General features: G+C 60.6%; 14 protein-coding genes and 1 pseudogene. 1 reads left to right on the forward strand and 14 read right to left on the reverse strand.

Going from position 1 to position 12,958, the window contains the following annotated elements; genetic code table 11:
- From E6P07_RS01390 to E6P07_RS13790, 3 genes and pseudogenes are all read right to left on the reverse strand, one after another.
- Positions 1-144 (reverse strand): annotated as a pseudogene (locus E6P07_RS01390) (DUF433 domain-containing protein); the annotation flags it as partial.
- A gap of 121 nt (positions 145-265) precedes the next feature.
- The gene (locus E6P07_RS01395) at positions 266-523 is read right to left on the reverse strand and encodes a hypothetical protein (RefSeq protein WP_153973963.1); all 258 of its coding nucleotides are present in this window, start codon (positions 521-523) and stop codon (positions 266-268) included.
- Positions 520-780, reverse strand: coding sequence for a hypothetical protein (locus E6P07_RS13790; protein WP_246172883.1), 261 nt, complete (start codon positions 778-780; stop codon positions 520-522). The genes E6P07_RS01395 and E6P07_RS13790 overlap by 4 nt, the downstream gene beginning before the upstream one ends.
- A gap of 248 nt (positions 781-1,028) precedes the next feature.
- On the opposite strand from E6P07_RS13790, the gene E6P07_RS01405 reads away from it, so the two are divergent.
- A complete protein-coding gene (locus E6P07_RS01405) occupies positions 1,029-1,817 on the forward strand; it encodes a DUF2189 domain-containing protein (RefSeq protein WP_153973964.1) in 789 nt (262 codons plus the stop codon).
- Between the two features lie 2 nt (positions 1,818-1,819).
- Here E6P07_RS01405 and E6P07_RS01410 read toward each other — a convergent pair whose 3' ends face one another.
- From E6P07_RS01410 to E6P07_RS01460, 11 genes are all read right to left on the reverse strand, one after another.
- Positions 1,820-2,479, reverse strand: coding sequence for a sulfotransferase family 2 domain-containing protein (locus tag E6P07_RS01410; RefSeq protein WP_153973965.1), 660 nt, complete (start codon positions 2,477-2,479; stop codon positions 1,820-1,822).
- Between the two features lie 275 nt (positions 2,480-2,754).
- A complete protein-coding gene (gene xerC, locus E6P07_RS01415) occupies positions 2,755-3,717 on the reverse strand; it encodes a tyrosine recombinase XerC (RefSeq protein ID WP_153973966.1) in 963 nt (320 codons plus the stop codon).
- 13 nt (positions 3,718-3,730) lie between these two features.
- Positions 3,731-4,426, reverse strand: coding sequence for a DUF484 family protein (locus E6P07_RS01420; RefSeq protein WP_246172884.1), 696 nt, complete (start codon positions 4,424-4,426; stop codon positions 3,731-3,733).
- 10 nt (positions 4,427-4,436) lie between these two features.
- The gene (gene dapF / locus E6P07_RS01425; RefSeq protein WP_153973968.1) at positions 4,437-5,273 is read right to left on the reverse strand and encodes a diaminopimelate epimerase; all 837 of its coding nucleotides are present in this window, start codon (positions 5,271-5,273) and stop codon (positions 4,437-4,439) included.
- On the reverse strand, positions 5,270-5,944 hold the full coding sequence (locus E6P07_RS01430; RefSeq protein ID WP_153973969.1) for a class I SAM-dependent methyltransferase: 675 nt from the start codon (positions 5,942-5,944) through the stop codon (positions 5,270-5,272). The genes dapF and E6P07_RS01430 overlap by 4 nt, the downstream gene beginning before the upstream one ends.
- Positions 5,941-7,212 carry a diaminopimelate decarboxylase gene (gene lysA / locus E6P07_RS01435; RefSeq protein ID WP_153973970.1) on the reverse strand — a complete coding sequence of 424 codons (1,272 nt, stop codon included), beginning with the start codon at positions 7,210-7,212 and terminating at the stop codon, positions 5,941-5,943. The genes E6P07_RS01430 and lysA overlap by 4 nt, the downstream gene beginning before the upstream one ends.
- Before the next feature lie 28 nt (positions 7,213-7,240).
- On the reverse strand, positions 7,241-7,432 hold the full coding sequence (lptM, locus tag E6P07_RS01440) for an LPS translocon maturation chaperone LptM (protein ID WP_153973971.1): 192 nt from the start codon (positions 7,430-7,432) through the stop codon (positions 7,241-7,243).
- A 133-nt stretch (positions 7,433-7,565) separates the two neighbouring features.
- Positions 7,566-7,877 carry a zinc ribbon domain-containing protein gene (locus E6P07_RS14115; protein WP_425505140.1) on the reverse strand — a complete coding sequence of 104 codons (312 nt, stop codon included), beginning with the start codon at positions 7,875-7,877 and terminating at the stop codon, positions 7,566-7,568.
- A 267-nt stretch (positions 7,878-8,144) separates the two neighbouring features.
- The gene (locus tag E6P07_RS01450) at positions 8,145-8,915 is read right to left on the reverse strand and encodes a bacteriorhodopsin (RefSeq protein ID WP_153973972.1); all 771 of its coding nucleotides are present in this window, start codon (positions 8,913-8,915) and stop codon (positions 8,145-8,147) included.
- On the reverse strand, positions 8,912-9,526 hold the full coding sequence (locus E6P07_RS01455) for a COG4315 family predicted lipoprotein (RefSeq protein WP_153973973.1): 615 nt from the start codon (positions 9,524-9,526) through the stop codon (positions 8,912-8,914). Before E6P07_RS01455 ends, E6P07_RS01450 begins: the two co-directional genes overlap by 4 nt.
- Positions 9,526-12,927 (reverse strand): hybrid sensor histidine kinase/response regulator, encoded by a 3,402-nt coding sequence (locus E6P07_RS01460; RefSeq protein WP_153973974.1) that lies wholly within the window; start codon positions 12,925-12,927, stop codon positions 9,526-9,528. Before E6P07_RS01460 ends, E6P07_RS01455 begins: the two co-directional genes overlap by 1 nt.
- Positions 12,928-12,958: the final 31 nt, after the last annotated feature.

Genomic DNA, 12,958 nt, shown 5'->3' on the forward strand with positions numbered 1-12,958 from the left:
GTAATCCGCGAGAATCTCTTCACGCGCAGCTCCGGCCGCCAACAGGTCAAGCACATCCTTGACCCTGACCCTCGTCCCACGAATACAGGGCCGCCCCCCGCATACTTCGGGGTTGACCGTAATCCTGCGCAGTTCAGTTGTCATGCTCGCTTGCTCCTTGGCTCATTGCGAGCGGTGCATCCATGATTCAGACGCATCCGCCTGGGCATGTTGGCTTTACTCGTGGTTGTCCATGGCATTGTAGCCGTGCTGCTTGATGAGTTCATCACAAGAAGGAGAGGGTCAGGTCTTGCATTGACACATCCGCTTCCCCTGTACCCGCCACCACGCCCGCCTGCTGTTTTGCACTTGCCGGTGGTTCATGCCGTGTCACGTGGCGATGGCCGTGAGTATGGCGATGCATCAATGCAAGACCTGACCCCGGCTGTGTGAGTTCTTCCATAATGGTCGTCGATGCGGACGATGTCGTCAGCCGCGTGCCCGAGCCGCCTGCGAGGATGATGGGGACGATGGCGGGATTCACGGTTGCAACCCCACTCCACGACGCTTTGGCGCTTTTCGTGCGCGTGCGCTGTGCCATTCGTTTCGCAGCTTCGCAATGCGCTTGAGCTTGATGTCGAAGCCCAAGACGGGGTGGCGCTTGCCAAATTCGACGAAGCTCAGCAGCACGTGCGCGGGTTTGCCACGGTCGGTGATGATGACCGGACCGCGGCACGCCGCTCTTTTGGCGCGCGTGACGTCCTGGTTGAGCGCCCGGCTGGACAGGGTCGTGATGGTCACGGGGGATCCCCTTCGCCAAAAGAGTGTAGTTATGTTACTACTCGGCCGATTGTTGGTGTGGCGCACCGCGGTATGCGGGTAGTTTTGCATCATGCTCAGGCGGGCAGAACATCCCAGCCCAGGTCGCGCGTTGAAATCCGTTCAAGTCGCCCCATTGGGAATAACGCGCCTGATCTGTGCTCGCAATGGCACCTTGCCTGATCCAGGCGCGTTGCATAACGATTAAAACACCCTGGAGGAGTCTGCCAATGCCACATGTCATGACGGCCGATCGTTACGACGGCCAAATGGGTCTTCGCGTCGCGACCATCGATTTCAGTCACCCCTGGGAGTGGCTGCGCAAGGGCTGGTCCGATATTCGGGCTGCGCCCGGCTACAGCCTGACCTATGGCACCGGGATCGTGCTGCTCAGTCTGCTCATCACCACGCTGATGATCCTCGGCAAGCTGACCTTTCTGGTGCCCTTCCTGGTGGCGGGGTTCTTTTTGATGGCGCCGATGCTGTCGATCGGGCTCTATCAGATGAGCGCCCATCTGGAACGCGGCGAGTCGCTGAAATCCTGTCAGGCCCTAGAGGCCTTCCGACGCAATCAGGGACAGTTGGGGATGGTCTCGGCCTTTCTGTTCGTGACCCTGCAGGCCTGGCTGGTGGTCTCACTGGTGTCGATCGCCCTGTTGTTCGACGATCCCTTCCCGACGCTCGATCACTTCCTGCCGGTCATATTCTTCTCGGGTGAGCATCTGTTGCTGCTGGCAACCATCACCGTCATCGGCGCCGGCTTCGCGGCCGTCGTCTTCGGGATCATGGTCATCACCGTACCCTTGCTGACGGATCGGCATATCGATGCCCTGACCGCGATGCGCACCAGTGCGCGCGCCGTGAGGCAAAATCCGGGCCCTATGCTGCTCTGGGCCGGGTTGATCGTGCTGATCGTGGGCGCGGGGCTGGCGACCTTCTATCTGGGGCTCTTCATCGCCATCCCGCTGGTGGGGCATGCCAGCTGGCATGCCTATCGCGATCTGGTGCCCAGTCCCTGAGATCAGGGATCAAAACGGTAATCGAGCATCTGGATGTCGCGCGCAAAGTGGCGCGCGACCAGTTCGGCGGTCTCGTCGCTGTAATAGCTCCGGTAGTCGTGCCTCCGATCCCGGGCCTGGCGCTCGTGGGGGAGGGGGGGAGTGGGGATGCCGATGCGTGTGCAGATGGTCGCAAAGTCCTCAGGCAACCGCTCGTAGCGCCCGATGAAATCGACGATGATCTTGCCGCTGAGGTCGATCAGATAATCGGTCTGGAGGGCGATCGAGGTATCGATGTGGTACTGATAAGGTCGCTCTGGATCGAGCTTCCAGCGCAGAAAATCCTCGAACGTCTCACGCCCGCCGAGATACTGCGGGCGTTCGCGCCGAATGTGGTGAAAGGAGCTGACCTGGAGATCCCAGGGATTGCGCACGAAGGCAAACTTAAACAGGCTGTCGAAATACTCCTTGGGCAATAGCTCTTTGGCCGCGATCACCTTGGCGTGACGTGGCAGCTTGGTCGCGATCCTGTGTCCGCTCAGATGGCTGAAGCGACTGCACAGGAACATCGGGTAGTACCAGGGGTCGCGCCAGCGGAGCCCGGCGAGTGCGGCGCGCACGCTGGTGCCGCCGGTCTTGGCGATATGGATGAATAGGAAGCGGTATTTGGGCGACAGGAGCATGGTGTGGGATGGTCGCGTGGATTAGTGAAACGCTGAATGACTCCCTCCTTCTGGGAGAGAGTGGGGGTGAGTGAAATAAGCACATGATTTCATTAGCCCCCTCACCCGCCTCTCCCCCGCACGCGGGGGAGAGGGGCCTTCATCGTGTCCATCACCGGCTATTGACCGGCCGCCCCCCCGCACGCGGGGGAGAGGGCCTGGAGGCGGAGGCGCGGCGCAAGGGGGCCGAGCCGCCCCCCCGCACGCGGGGGAGAGGGGATTGAATCAGCATTTCCTTAGGGCTGCTCATCTGGCTTCGAGCCTTTCTTGCGTGCACGCGGATGGGCCTGATCATAGACCTGGGCCAGATGCTGGAAGTCGAGATGGGTATAGATCTGGGTCGTACCGATGTTGGCGTGTCCGAGCAGTTCCTGCACGGCGCGCAGGTCACCCGAAGACTCCAGCAGATGGGTGGCGAAGCTGTGTCTGAGCAGGTGCGGGTGTAGGTGTTGGCCGGCGCCCCGCTCGAGCGCCCAGCGTTCGAGCCGTTTTTCGACCGTGCGCGGATGGATCCGCCCGCCGCGCAGGCTGACAAACAGCGCCCGCTCATCCCGGTTGGCGAGTGTCGGACGCACCGCCAGCCAGCGTTCGATCGCCGCACGTGCCTTCCGTCCGACCGGGACGCGCCGCCCCTTCGACCCCTTGCCGATCACGCCCAGTTCGCCTTCGGACAGATCGAGGTCGCCCAGATCCAGGCTCACCAGCTCGGCCAGACGCAGACCGGACGAATAGAACAACTCGACCATGGCCGTGTCGCGGATCCCGAGCGGGTCGTCGTCCACTGGCTCGAGCAGGGCGCCGAGCTGATCGGCGTCGAGGGTATGCGGCAGGGTGCGCGGGCTCTTGGGCGCGCGGATACCGACGGCCGGATTGGCCAGGGCCTGGTTCTCCCGCACCAGCCAGCGGTAGAACCCGCGCAGGCTGGAGAGTTCGCGCTGGAGGGTCTGGCCCGAGACGCCTTGACGATGGCGCCAGGCGGTATAGCGCCGGATACCGGCCTCATCGAGCCGCTCGATCGAGCGCACCTCGCGCTGGTCTTGGGCGGCAAGCCAGGTCGCGATCTGGAGCAGGTCGTGCCGATAGGCGCGGGCCGTATGCTCAGAGAGCCGTCGCTCGTGCGTCAGGTGTGCGATGAAGCGCTCGATCAGGGCAATATCCTGAGCGCGCGGTACGGTCGGTTCGTCTGGGTGTTTGGGCATGATCCAGGCCCGATCAGGTCGATTCGCAGTGGCCGAGACGTACCGTCCTGAGCTTTTGACTGATGATTTCACCGAGTCGGTTCAGGAAGTCGGTCCCCATCTCGGGGCTAAAGCGGGTGGCATCCGCGCTGCCGATGGCGAGGATACCGGACTGACCCTCGGTCTGGATCGGGACGATGGCGGCCGAGTGGATCCCCATGCCTGCCGCGCCGAAGAGGGTGCGTGCGCGTTCGGGGCTCAGGGGGCCGCAGAGGGCGTTGCGACGGTCCATGAAGTCGGCAAAGGCATTGACCAGTGGATCGTGTGGACGGCGGTCGAGGCTGGCATGCGCAAAGAGCTTGAACGCCAGCGCCTCGGCATTGAAATCGCGCAGCAGGGTCTCGCGCAGCAGGTGGCAGAGATGTGCGGAGTCATTGACCACCATGAGCTGGAGGAACAGCCGATGCAGCCGGATCACCAGGGCCTCGTTCTCGCGCGCGCGTGCGATGAGATGAGCCAGCCGGTTGCGCTCGACCGCCAGCTGGCGGCGCAGGAGACGGACCTGATACTCGATCAATGAGACCGCGCCCTGGATGCCGTGTGGCACCTCGATGGCGCCCAGCACCTCGGGGTGTCGGGTCAGGAAATCGGGATGGGCGATGAGATACTCGGCGACCTGGCGTTCCTGGTCGAACGCCTCGTCTTGGCTGGGTTTGGCCTGGTGCATCATGCAGGTTCCCTCATCGTTCGATCTCGCCCTCGAAGACCCGGACCGCCGGCCCCGTCATCCAGACGGGATGCCCTGGACCCGCCCACTCGACCATCAGCTCACCGCCCGGAAGTGCGACCCGCACCCGCTCAGAAAGCCATCCGCGTCGGCGCCCGCTGACCACGGCGGCACAGGCGCCAGTGCCGCAGGCGAGGGTCTCGCCCACGCCGCGCTCATAGACCCTCAGCCGGATCTCAGTCGGACTCAGGACCTGCATGAAACCCACATTGACCCGTGCCGGGAAGTCCGGATGCCGCTCGATCAGCGGACCCAGGTGGGCCACGGGTGCCGAGTCGATCTCCTCGACGATCAGAACGGCGTGCGGATTGCCCATCGAGAGGGCGCCGATGGTCAGCGTCTGGCCCTCGACCGCCAGCGGATAGGTCGCGTCCGCGGTCTCGGACGCGGCCCGAAACGGGATGTGCGCTGGTCTGAACTCGGGCATGCCCATGTCGACCCGGACCTGACCGTCCGGCTCCAGATAGAGCCGGATCGCGCCCGCCGCCGTGCCGACCGGGATCTCATCGCGATCGGTCAGCCCCTGATCACGCACGAAACGGGCGAAGCAGCGTGCACCATTGCCGCACTGCTCGACCTCGGAGCCGTCGGCATTGAAGATGCGATAGTGGAAGTCGGTCCCGGGCAGACGCGGCGGCTCGACCAAGAGGATCTGATCGCAGCCGACGCCAAAACGTCGATCGGCCAGACGGCGCGCGAACGCCGCATCCAGATCGATCTGCTGACGCACGGCGTCGAAGACCACGAAGTCGTTGCCCAGCCCCTGCATCTTGGTGAAACGCAGCTTCATGCCGGCAGGAACCCCATGACGGCGAGATGCCGATCGCTGACCACGGCGACCTCCAGACAGTCCAGACCAGCGGCGGCGAGTTGCGCACTCACCTCCGCCGGCTCGAAGGCGGCGTAGAGTGAATTGCGAAAATCGGTGCGTAGGATCTCGGGTTCGGTGGCGGCATAGGCCTCGACCAGGGCCTCGACCCAGCCGGGCGAGGCCGGGCGCATCAGGTCCATGACCAGCACGGGCGCACCCGGCTTGGCGGTCTCACGCAGCGTCTGCCAGAGCACGGCCGGGTCGGGCAGGTGATGCAACAGGCTGTTGGAGAGCACCAGATCATAATGCCCGCGCGCCAACCGGTCGGACGGGATGACGTCGTGCAGCAATCGGACGCGCGCGGCCAGCTCGGGACAAGCCGCAAGCGCGTTCCGGGCCAGCTCCAGCATCGGACGTGAACCGTCGAGCGCATCGCAGGTCGCACCCGGATAGGCCTCGAGAAAGCGGATCACGATGTCCGCCGGCCCGCATCCGAGATCGAGCACCCGGGCGCCGATCAGGGGCCCCGGCACCAGTCGGCGCAAAAGCTCGATGAAGAGTGTGTTAGAGGCGGTGAAATCGGCCTGGGCATAGGCCCGTGCCTGGGCCTCGCCCTCCATCAATTCCTCAGGTTCAGGGCGGCGTTTCATACGGTAGTCTTGGACATTTCGGACGGCAACAGGTGCTCGCCCGCGTAGAGGTCGGCGACCTGCTCGCGCTCGCGCACCAGATAGGCCAGGTCGCCATCGACCATGACCTCGGCGGCGCGTGGGCGGCTGTTGTAATTGGAGCTCATGGTGAAGCCATAGGCCCCAGCACCGCGCACCGCGAGCAGATCGCCCTCCTCCAGGGCCAGGAGGCGGTCCTTGCCGAGAAAGTCCGCCGTCTCGCACACTGGACCGACCAGATCGTAACGGCACGGATCGGCGTCCGTCTCCTGGACCACGCGGACGATCTCGTGACCGGCTTGATAGAGCGCCGGGCGCAGCAGGTCATTCATAGCGGCGTCGAGGATGGCAAAATGGTGGTGCGACCCGCGTTTGAGATACTCGACCCGCGTCAGCAGCACCCCGGCATTGCCGACGATGGCGCGTCCCGGTTCCAGGATCACTTCATACGGGCGATCGGCCAGCAGATGGCGGATGGCGGCGGCATAGGCGGCTGGCTCGGGCGGATGCTCCTCGCGATAGCGGATGCCGAGTCCGCCGCCCAGATCCAGATGTTCGATGGCGATCCCAGCGTCACACAGCCGGTCAGCCAGTGCCAGCACCCGCCCCAGGGCGTCGATGAAGGGCGCCAGGTCCGTCAGTTGCGAGCCGATATGACAGTCGATGCCGACGACCTTGAGGTTCGGCATCGCGGCGGCCAGGGCATAGACCGACTCGGCCTCCTGGATGGCGAGGCCGAACTTGTTCTCCTTCAGACCGGTGGCGATGTAGGGATGGGTCTGGGGATCGACATCCGGGTTGACGCGCAGGGACACCGGTGCACGAAACCCGAGTTCGCCGGCGATCCGGTCGATGCGGCTCAGCTCGGACTCGGACTCGACGTTGAAGCAGCGGATGCCGACCTCAAGTGCGCGCCGGATCTCGTCAGCGCGCTTGCCCACGCCCGAAAAGACGATCTTAGAAGGATCGCCTCCGGCAGCCAGCACCCGTTCTAGCTCGCCGACCGAGACGATGTCAAAGCCCGACCCCAGGCGCGCAAGCAGGTTCAGGACCGCAAGATTGGAATTGGACTTGACCGAGAAACAGATCAGGTGCGGATGGGCGCGCAAGGCGCGGTCGAAGGCGTGCCAGTGGCGTTCAAGCGTGGCGCGCGAATAGACATAGCAGGGTGTGCCGAAGCGCTCGGCGATCGCGGTGAGCGGCACCCCCTCGGCGTAGAGGAGTCCATCGCGGTCATTGAAGTGATCCATGCGGTCTGTGTCGAGGAATCTGAGTGTTTTAGGGTTGAGCGGTATCCGTCCTGGACCTGGGCGGGCTCGGGACATCGGCACCCGGCGGCGTGCCGGATCTGGAACCGGACGCCGGCTCAGGCAGGTAAAGATCGCCCTTCTGACCGCAGGCACCGAGCATGGCAAGCAGACCCAGCACGACGACGATCACGATGAAGAGATTATTCGCCCAGCAGCGCATGAACGGCTCCGATCTGTAAGGCGTGGTTTGAAGAGTTTGAAGAGACGAGATACCCGGAACGCCGTTCCATCAGAATTACTCATTTCTACTCAGTCAGCCACGAAGCTGAAGTCTTGCCTCACCGAGGCTGGTTTCACCGCACCCTTGCGGGTGCGTCCAGCGCCTTCCTCTCCACGGCTTCAAATCCAGCGAAACGCGCTGAAGGGCCGTCGAAGACGACCAGACCAGCCGCCAGGAGGGTCCTGGCCGCCTTCAGATCTCGATCGTGGCTCGTACCGCAGACCGGACAGGCCCATGCGCGCACCGACAACGGCAGTTTCTCCTGCACCTTGCCACAGGCCGAGCAGGTCTTGCGGCTTGCGAAGGACCGATCTGCAACCACAACCTGACCACCGCGCTTTGTATTCCAACGGCCGACAAAGCTCGAAGAAGCCCCTGTCGGCAATGGAGCATGCCAGACGGCGATTCGTCAACATCCTGCGAACGTTCAGGTCCTCGATCACGATCGTGTGGAACCGCCGGGTGAGGTTGGATTCAGGCACACCGACAGTGAGTGTACCCCCAGGTCTTTACGCAGGTTTGGGTGTTGGCCCTGTGGTACTGGTGTTGATCCTGCGCAAAAGAAATGTTCGCACCATTGACACACCATCTCAAGCTGACCAGATCTTTGAGGAAAGCGTCGTACTGTACCCTTGAACGGTATTGGTTAGGGCTATTGCTTCAATGCAGCATCTAAACGGTTTGCCTTGACAATCTCGCGCGCGGCATAGACGACCAAGACACCCCACATCACTTTGTTGACGATATCGCCGATGTTGACTGTGAGTTCACGTAGAACGACACCAACACTGGTTTCGAAGACGATGGCGTAGAAGAATCCAGCCGGAAAGATTGCCCAACCAATGAGAAAGAAGAAAAACATGTAGACGAGCGCATCGCGCTGGGCTGGAATTAGCCGTTCGCTCGGCAGGCGACGTAAAACCCAGAAGATCGAAACCGTCATAGCGAGCCACAATAGGCCGCTCACGGTGAACCAAGCGAAAGTATCCCATGGAATCCCATCCACATCCTGTGCTGAATATTCACCGAGATAACCAGTCATAATCATGCACGCATCGATCAGCACCAACCACAGGGCAAAGCGGGAACCGACATGTTCCGGTCCAATCAGCAATGGGAACATGACGATCAACAGCGCTGTGGTCCCCAACCAATACCCATAACGAACGATCAGTGGAAGCTCACGGATGGCCGCAGCCATCTCGGTGATGCTCGGTGAGGCGTTCGCGAGGATTTGGAGACGAGTAAAGAAATACAGATGCAACACACAGGAAACAGTACAAATAACGATATTGAGAATTGCCAAGATACGCAGCCGCCCTTGCAGATGCGGTATCTGGGTCAGGAAATAGAAGACTGCGAGCGCGGCAGCCAATCCACAGATCAGGAATGAAAAATACGTCAAATTGAACAGTATGCTCATGGTGTCGTTTCCCGATCCAAATCAAGGGTAGAAATTCGCACGGCGTGCCAGAGACCATCGAGTCCGTCTCCAGTGACATCTCCTTTTTGTGTATCACCAAACCAGAGATAAAGCGGATGTCCAGCATAGCCCCATTGTCTGGAACCATCCGGGCATTGAATGGATTCGAAGGGCGGAGCAGGCTGGTCGGAATCCGTCAGTAAAAACGGACGCCACAGTGAACTTGATTCGTCTACACAGGTCGCAACACCATCGGAATCCAGGCTCGAACGATAGAGAGTCAACCCCTGGTTGTTCGTCAGCACCGGCCCGAGACGGCTCTCCGCCAGACCAAAAGCTGCCGGTGTCCCGTCCGGGAGTTGAACAAGCGCCGCTTTTTCAGTCACGGTGGGAGTGGCCGTGGTACCCTGGGGTGGCGTGACCTTGGTGGCGGGACTTGGTGACGGATAGATATAGGGCGCGTATCCGCCATAATAAAATGGCACCTGCGGGTAATAATAGCCCGGTCTCTGCGCTGGTGACGCATTCTGAGCCGCTGCAGCGAATGGATAGCTCAGACAGGTGAGCTGGATCAGGCAACCCGCTAAACCGATGCGTATCGTTGAAAACATTAAGACACCTTTGCGAGCTTTTGCTGAATAAATTCAATCACATCGTCATCGCGATAGGGCTTGACGAAATAGCGGTCGATGCCAACTTGAGCCGCTTGGTGCTGATGTTTCTCGCTCGAGCGCGAGGTGATCATGCCGATCGGCAGGGTCTGCGTATCAGGTTGCGAGCGCAGATGGGCACTCAACTCCAATCCATTCATACGCGGCATCTCCATGTCGACCAGGAGTAGATCGACCCGCTCGCGTCCCAGTATCTGAAGTGCATCCATTCCATTGGAGGCGGTGAGTGCGCGATATCCAGCGTCGATGACCAGTTGCGACAGTAGACGCCGCATGGAGATCGAATCGTCCACGACTAAAACCGTGGGAAGCGGTTTGGTGAAATCTGCTTCCTCGTGCCAAGACACCATCTTTAGATCACCGGATTCGACGACGCGCAAAATCGTCCTCATATCGAGGATGGGAACAACCGTTCCATCGCCCAAGACAGAGACCGCCATCAGGCCTGGCACCTTTGGGACCGTGGACCCCGGCTTCATGACCACGAGTTCGCGGCCTTCCAAGAGAGCATCGATTAATATGGCTTGATCGGCGCGATCGGAGGATAAGATCAAGACACTCCGTCCCCGGCGTTCCGGTGTGCCCGGTGATCTACCGAACAGAGGGTCGAGTTGACGAAGTGGATACCAGTGTCCTTCATGACAGAACTGCCACCCCTCTGGCGTTTCCACGCACTCTCCCTCTTCGATAAGCAAGGCCGATCGCACCTCATTGGCTGGAACAGCAAGCAGATGATCGCCATGGCGCAGCAACAAGCAGTAGAGCGTCAATCGCGACGCCGGCAGACGCAATTGAATCCGATAGCCTGCTCCTGGCTGGGATTCGATCGCGAGCGTGCCATTGAGCGTGTGAACGATCGTAGCGACTACGTCCATGCCTACACCACGTCCGGAAATTTGCGTCACGACTTCTCGAGTCGAGAAACCGGGTTGTAAGGTGAGGAGCATGAGTTCTTGGTCGGTTGGCATAGCTGAGGCGGCGAGCAGGCCGGCACTGATGGCTTTGGCTCGGATACGCTCTAGATCGAGTCCACGGCCGTCATCGCTGCAGGTCACCACGATCTGATCGCCTGCGGGCGCAAACCGTATCTCGATGCGGCCAACACGCGGCTTGCCGAGTTGCTCGCGCTGATCGGGTAGCTCGATGCCGTGGTCGATGGCATTGCGCACCAAATGCATCAGGGCTGGCATGATCCGATCCAGGACTTCTCCATCGACCTGCGTTTCGCTACCCATGACATGCAATTCTGCTTCTTTCCCGGTCGCTCGGCAGGTTTGACGCACGGCGCGCTGAAGCCGGGGCACGATCGAATCTACCTGTACCAGACGGGTCTCCATAGCCAGCCGCCGGATCAAGCGCTGGAGTCTGGCTTGATGCTGGATCGCCTCGCCGAGTTCATGCAATGTGCTATTCAGGGTTCGCCCTAGTTCATACGTATCGCTGACCCCCTCGTTAATCCAGCGGGTCACCTCATACATTTCATTGTATTGTTCCAGTTCGAGCGGATCGAAGGCCGATGGCGATCTCGAGTACGTGTTGCTCTGAAGGCCGAGTCCACGCAAATCAACTAAATTATCGAGTTCGGCGATTTGCAGCAATGTGCGATGTGCGATCTCGCCGGATTCACTGAGTAGAAGCCGCGCTCGACTTAGCTGTTCCTCGGCCCGGGACAATGCAACCGAAAGCTCTCCGACAAACCGCAGCAGGTCATCCATGGTCCGGGTGGAAACCTGTAGATAGGTGTCTTCCCGTTCAATGGGTTCGTCCTGTGACTTGGGTGGAGAGGGTGCGACTGGAATCTCTGTGTCGACCGGTGACTCGGTTCGCGGAGGGCTCCATGGCTTCGCACCTTCTGCAGCCGGCAACAAGGCATCGGCACCCTCGCGATCGATGCGATTAGCCCAATCTAAGACCTCCTGCATGACACCGCGTAGTCTGTCAGGGTCTGAGGTCTCGACACCGTTGAACATATCGAACATAAGCGCAAGCGTATCCGCGCCAGCGGCCAGCGTGTCACCGAGCGCCTGACTGGGCCTCAGACCCTGGATGGTCAGGAATTCCAACAAATCTTCGAGATAATGGCTCAGGACCGCGATGGCATTTACGCCACAGATGTTTGCCGATCCCTTGATGGTGTGCGCCCAACGTTGCGCTTGATGCAACGTCTCCTCATCGCCACCCCCGGTGACAAGGGACTGGATAACGTTAACCAATTTGAAAGCAAGATCTGGACCTTCCCGACGGAAACTTGCGAGTACGATCGGATCGATGTCTGCAGCCGGGGCAAGCGATAGGTCCTTGTCCTCGATCGCGACTGGATGACTCGGACCCGAATCCGCTTCTAGTAGAAGCGGATCCTCTTTTAGTTTATAGGCGAGGCTCTCTGCATTAGCGGTCGATAGTGGATCGATCCAATGTGGTTTCTGTAATATTTCGACTAGTCCACAACAGATATCGACATCCAGTGGCCGTTCCAGATAAGCCAGCATCCGCTGAGGCAACTGCATCAGGGCGTCGATCAGCTCCGCAGGCCACTTGGCCTCGGCTGACATAGCCGCGATCTGAAAGCCCAAGCTCGCACATAGCGTCGAGAATGCAACTAATCCTGCCTGAGCCGAGGCCGTCGCAAAGCGATTGAGGATCTCTTGGCAGGATTGGGCAGCGAAAGTCCGGGCATCGGCATCAGATGTCGCAGCCATCTCTGCGATTCGAGTCAGAAACTCTTCCTGGCCCTCGCTGATAGCCATGGCCAGGATAGCAAGTAGCTCGGATGCCTCAGCGCTCAGTTTTGGTGTGTGCTCATCCTCGGTCTCAGCCGTGACTACAGCAGTCGAAGTGGATTCCTCGATAAAGACGTTATCAACTCCAGATGCCAACTCCACCTCGGTAAGTTCATCCTGGCTTTCGGATCGACGTTCATCACGATCAGCGGATTCGACATTTTGGGACCACGCGACGATGGTCTCCGGTGGCAGCGGTGGATCGAAGATCTCCAAAGAGGCCATTTCGAGCAGTGCCGACACGATCTCCTCGTCATCGGGTGTGCTGAGGTGCGCCTCAAGCAGTGCCATGAGCTCGATAATCTGGATAGCGGCCATCTCATCGCCGCGCGCAGCCCGCTCGGGGAGTGCACCGATATTGGCTTCCAGGAACTCCAGAAACTCGCACAGATAGGGTTTGGATTCCAGCAACGGCCAAAGATCGGCCAAACATTCGCTGAACGCGGCGACCGCCGCTAATTGTTCCTCGGGGTCGGCCGTCGAATCGCCCGCCGTCCGAACGGCCTGCTGCAAACTAGGCAGGGTGGCAGAAAAGAGCTCACTCAAACCGACTTGGCTCATGGTCGCACCCAGTCGCCTGGATCAGGCGCGA

Origin of the sequence: Thermochromatium tepidum ATCC 43061, from assembly GCF_009664085.1 — a bacterium.
GTDB lineage: Bacteria > Pseudomonadota > Gammaproteobacteria > Chromatiales > Chromatiaceae > Thermochromatium > Thermochromatium tepidum.

Excerpts from the sequence above, each read along its gene's own strand:
- dapF (WP_153973968.1), bottom strand. The coding sequence starts at position 5,273 with ATGAAGCTGCGTTTCACCAAGATGCAGGGGCTGGGCAACGACTTCGTG.
- E6P07_RS01410 (WP_153973965.1), bottom strand. The coding sequence starts at position 2,479 with ATGCTCCTGTCGCCCAAATACCGCTTCCTATTCATCCATATCGCCAAG.
- E6P07_RS01450 (WP_153973972.1), bottom strand. The coding sequence starts at position 8,915 with ATGAGCATACTGTTCAATTTGACGTATTTTTCATTCCTGATCTGTGGA.
- lptM (WP_153973971.1), bottom strand. The coding sequence starts at position 7,432 with ATGCGCTGCTGGGCGAATAATCTCTTCATCGTGATCGTCGTCGTGCTG.
- E6P07_RS01420 (WP_246172884.1), bottom strand. The coding sequence starts at position 4,426 with ATGATGCACCAGGCCAAACCCAGCCAAGACGAGGCGTTCGACCAGGAA.
- xerC (WP_153973966.1), bottom strand. The coding sequence starts at position 3,717 with ATGCCCAAACACCCAGACGAACCGACCGTACCGCGCGCTCAGGATATT.
- lysA (WP_153973970.1), bottom strand. The coding sequence starts at position 7,212 with ATGGATCACTTCAATGACCGCGATGGACTCCTCTACGCCGAGGGGGTG.
- E6P07_RS01455 (WP_153973973.1), bottom strand. The coding sequence starts at position 9,526 with ATGTTTTCAACGATACGCATCGGTTTAGCGGGTTGCCTGATCCAGCTC.
- E6P07_RS01430 (WP_153973969.1), bottom strand. The coding sequence starts at position 5,944 with ATGAAACGCCGCCCTGAACCTGAGGAATTGATGGAGGGCGAGGCCCAG.
- E6P07_RS01405 (WP_153973964.1), top strand. The coding sequence starts at position 1,029 with ATGCCACATGTCATGACGGCCGATCGTTACGACGGCCAAATGGGTCTT.
- E6P07_RS01460 (WP_153973974.1), bottom strand. The coding sequence starts at position 12,927 with ATGAGCCAAGTCGGTTTGAGTGAGCTCTTTTCTGCCACCCTGCCTAGT.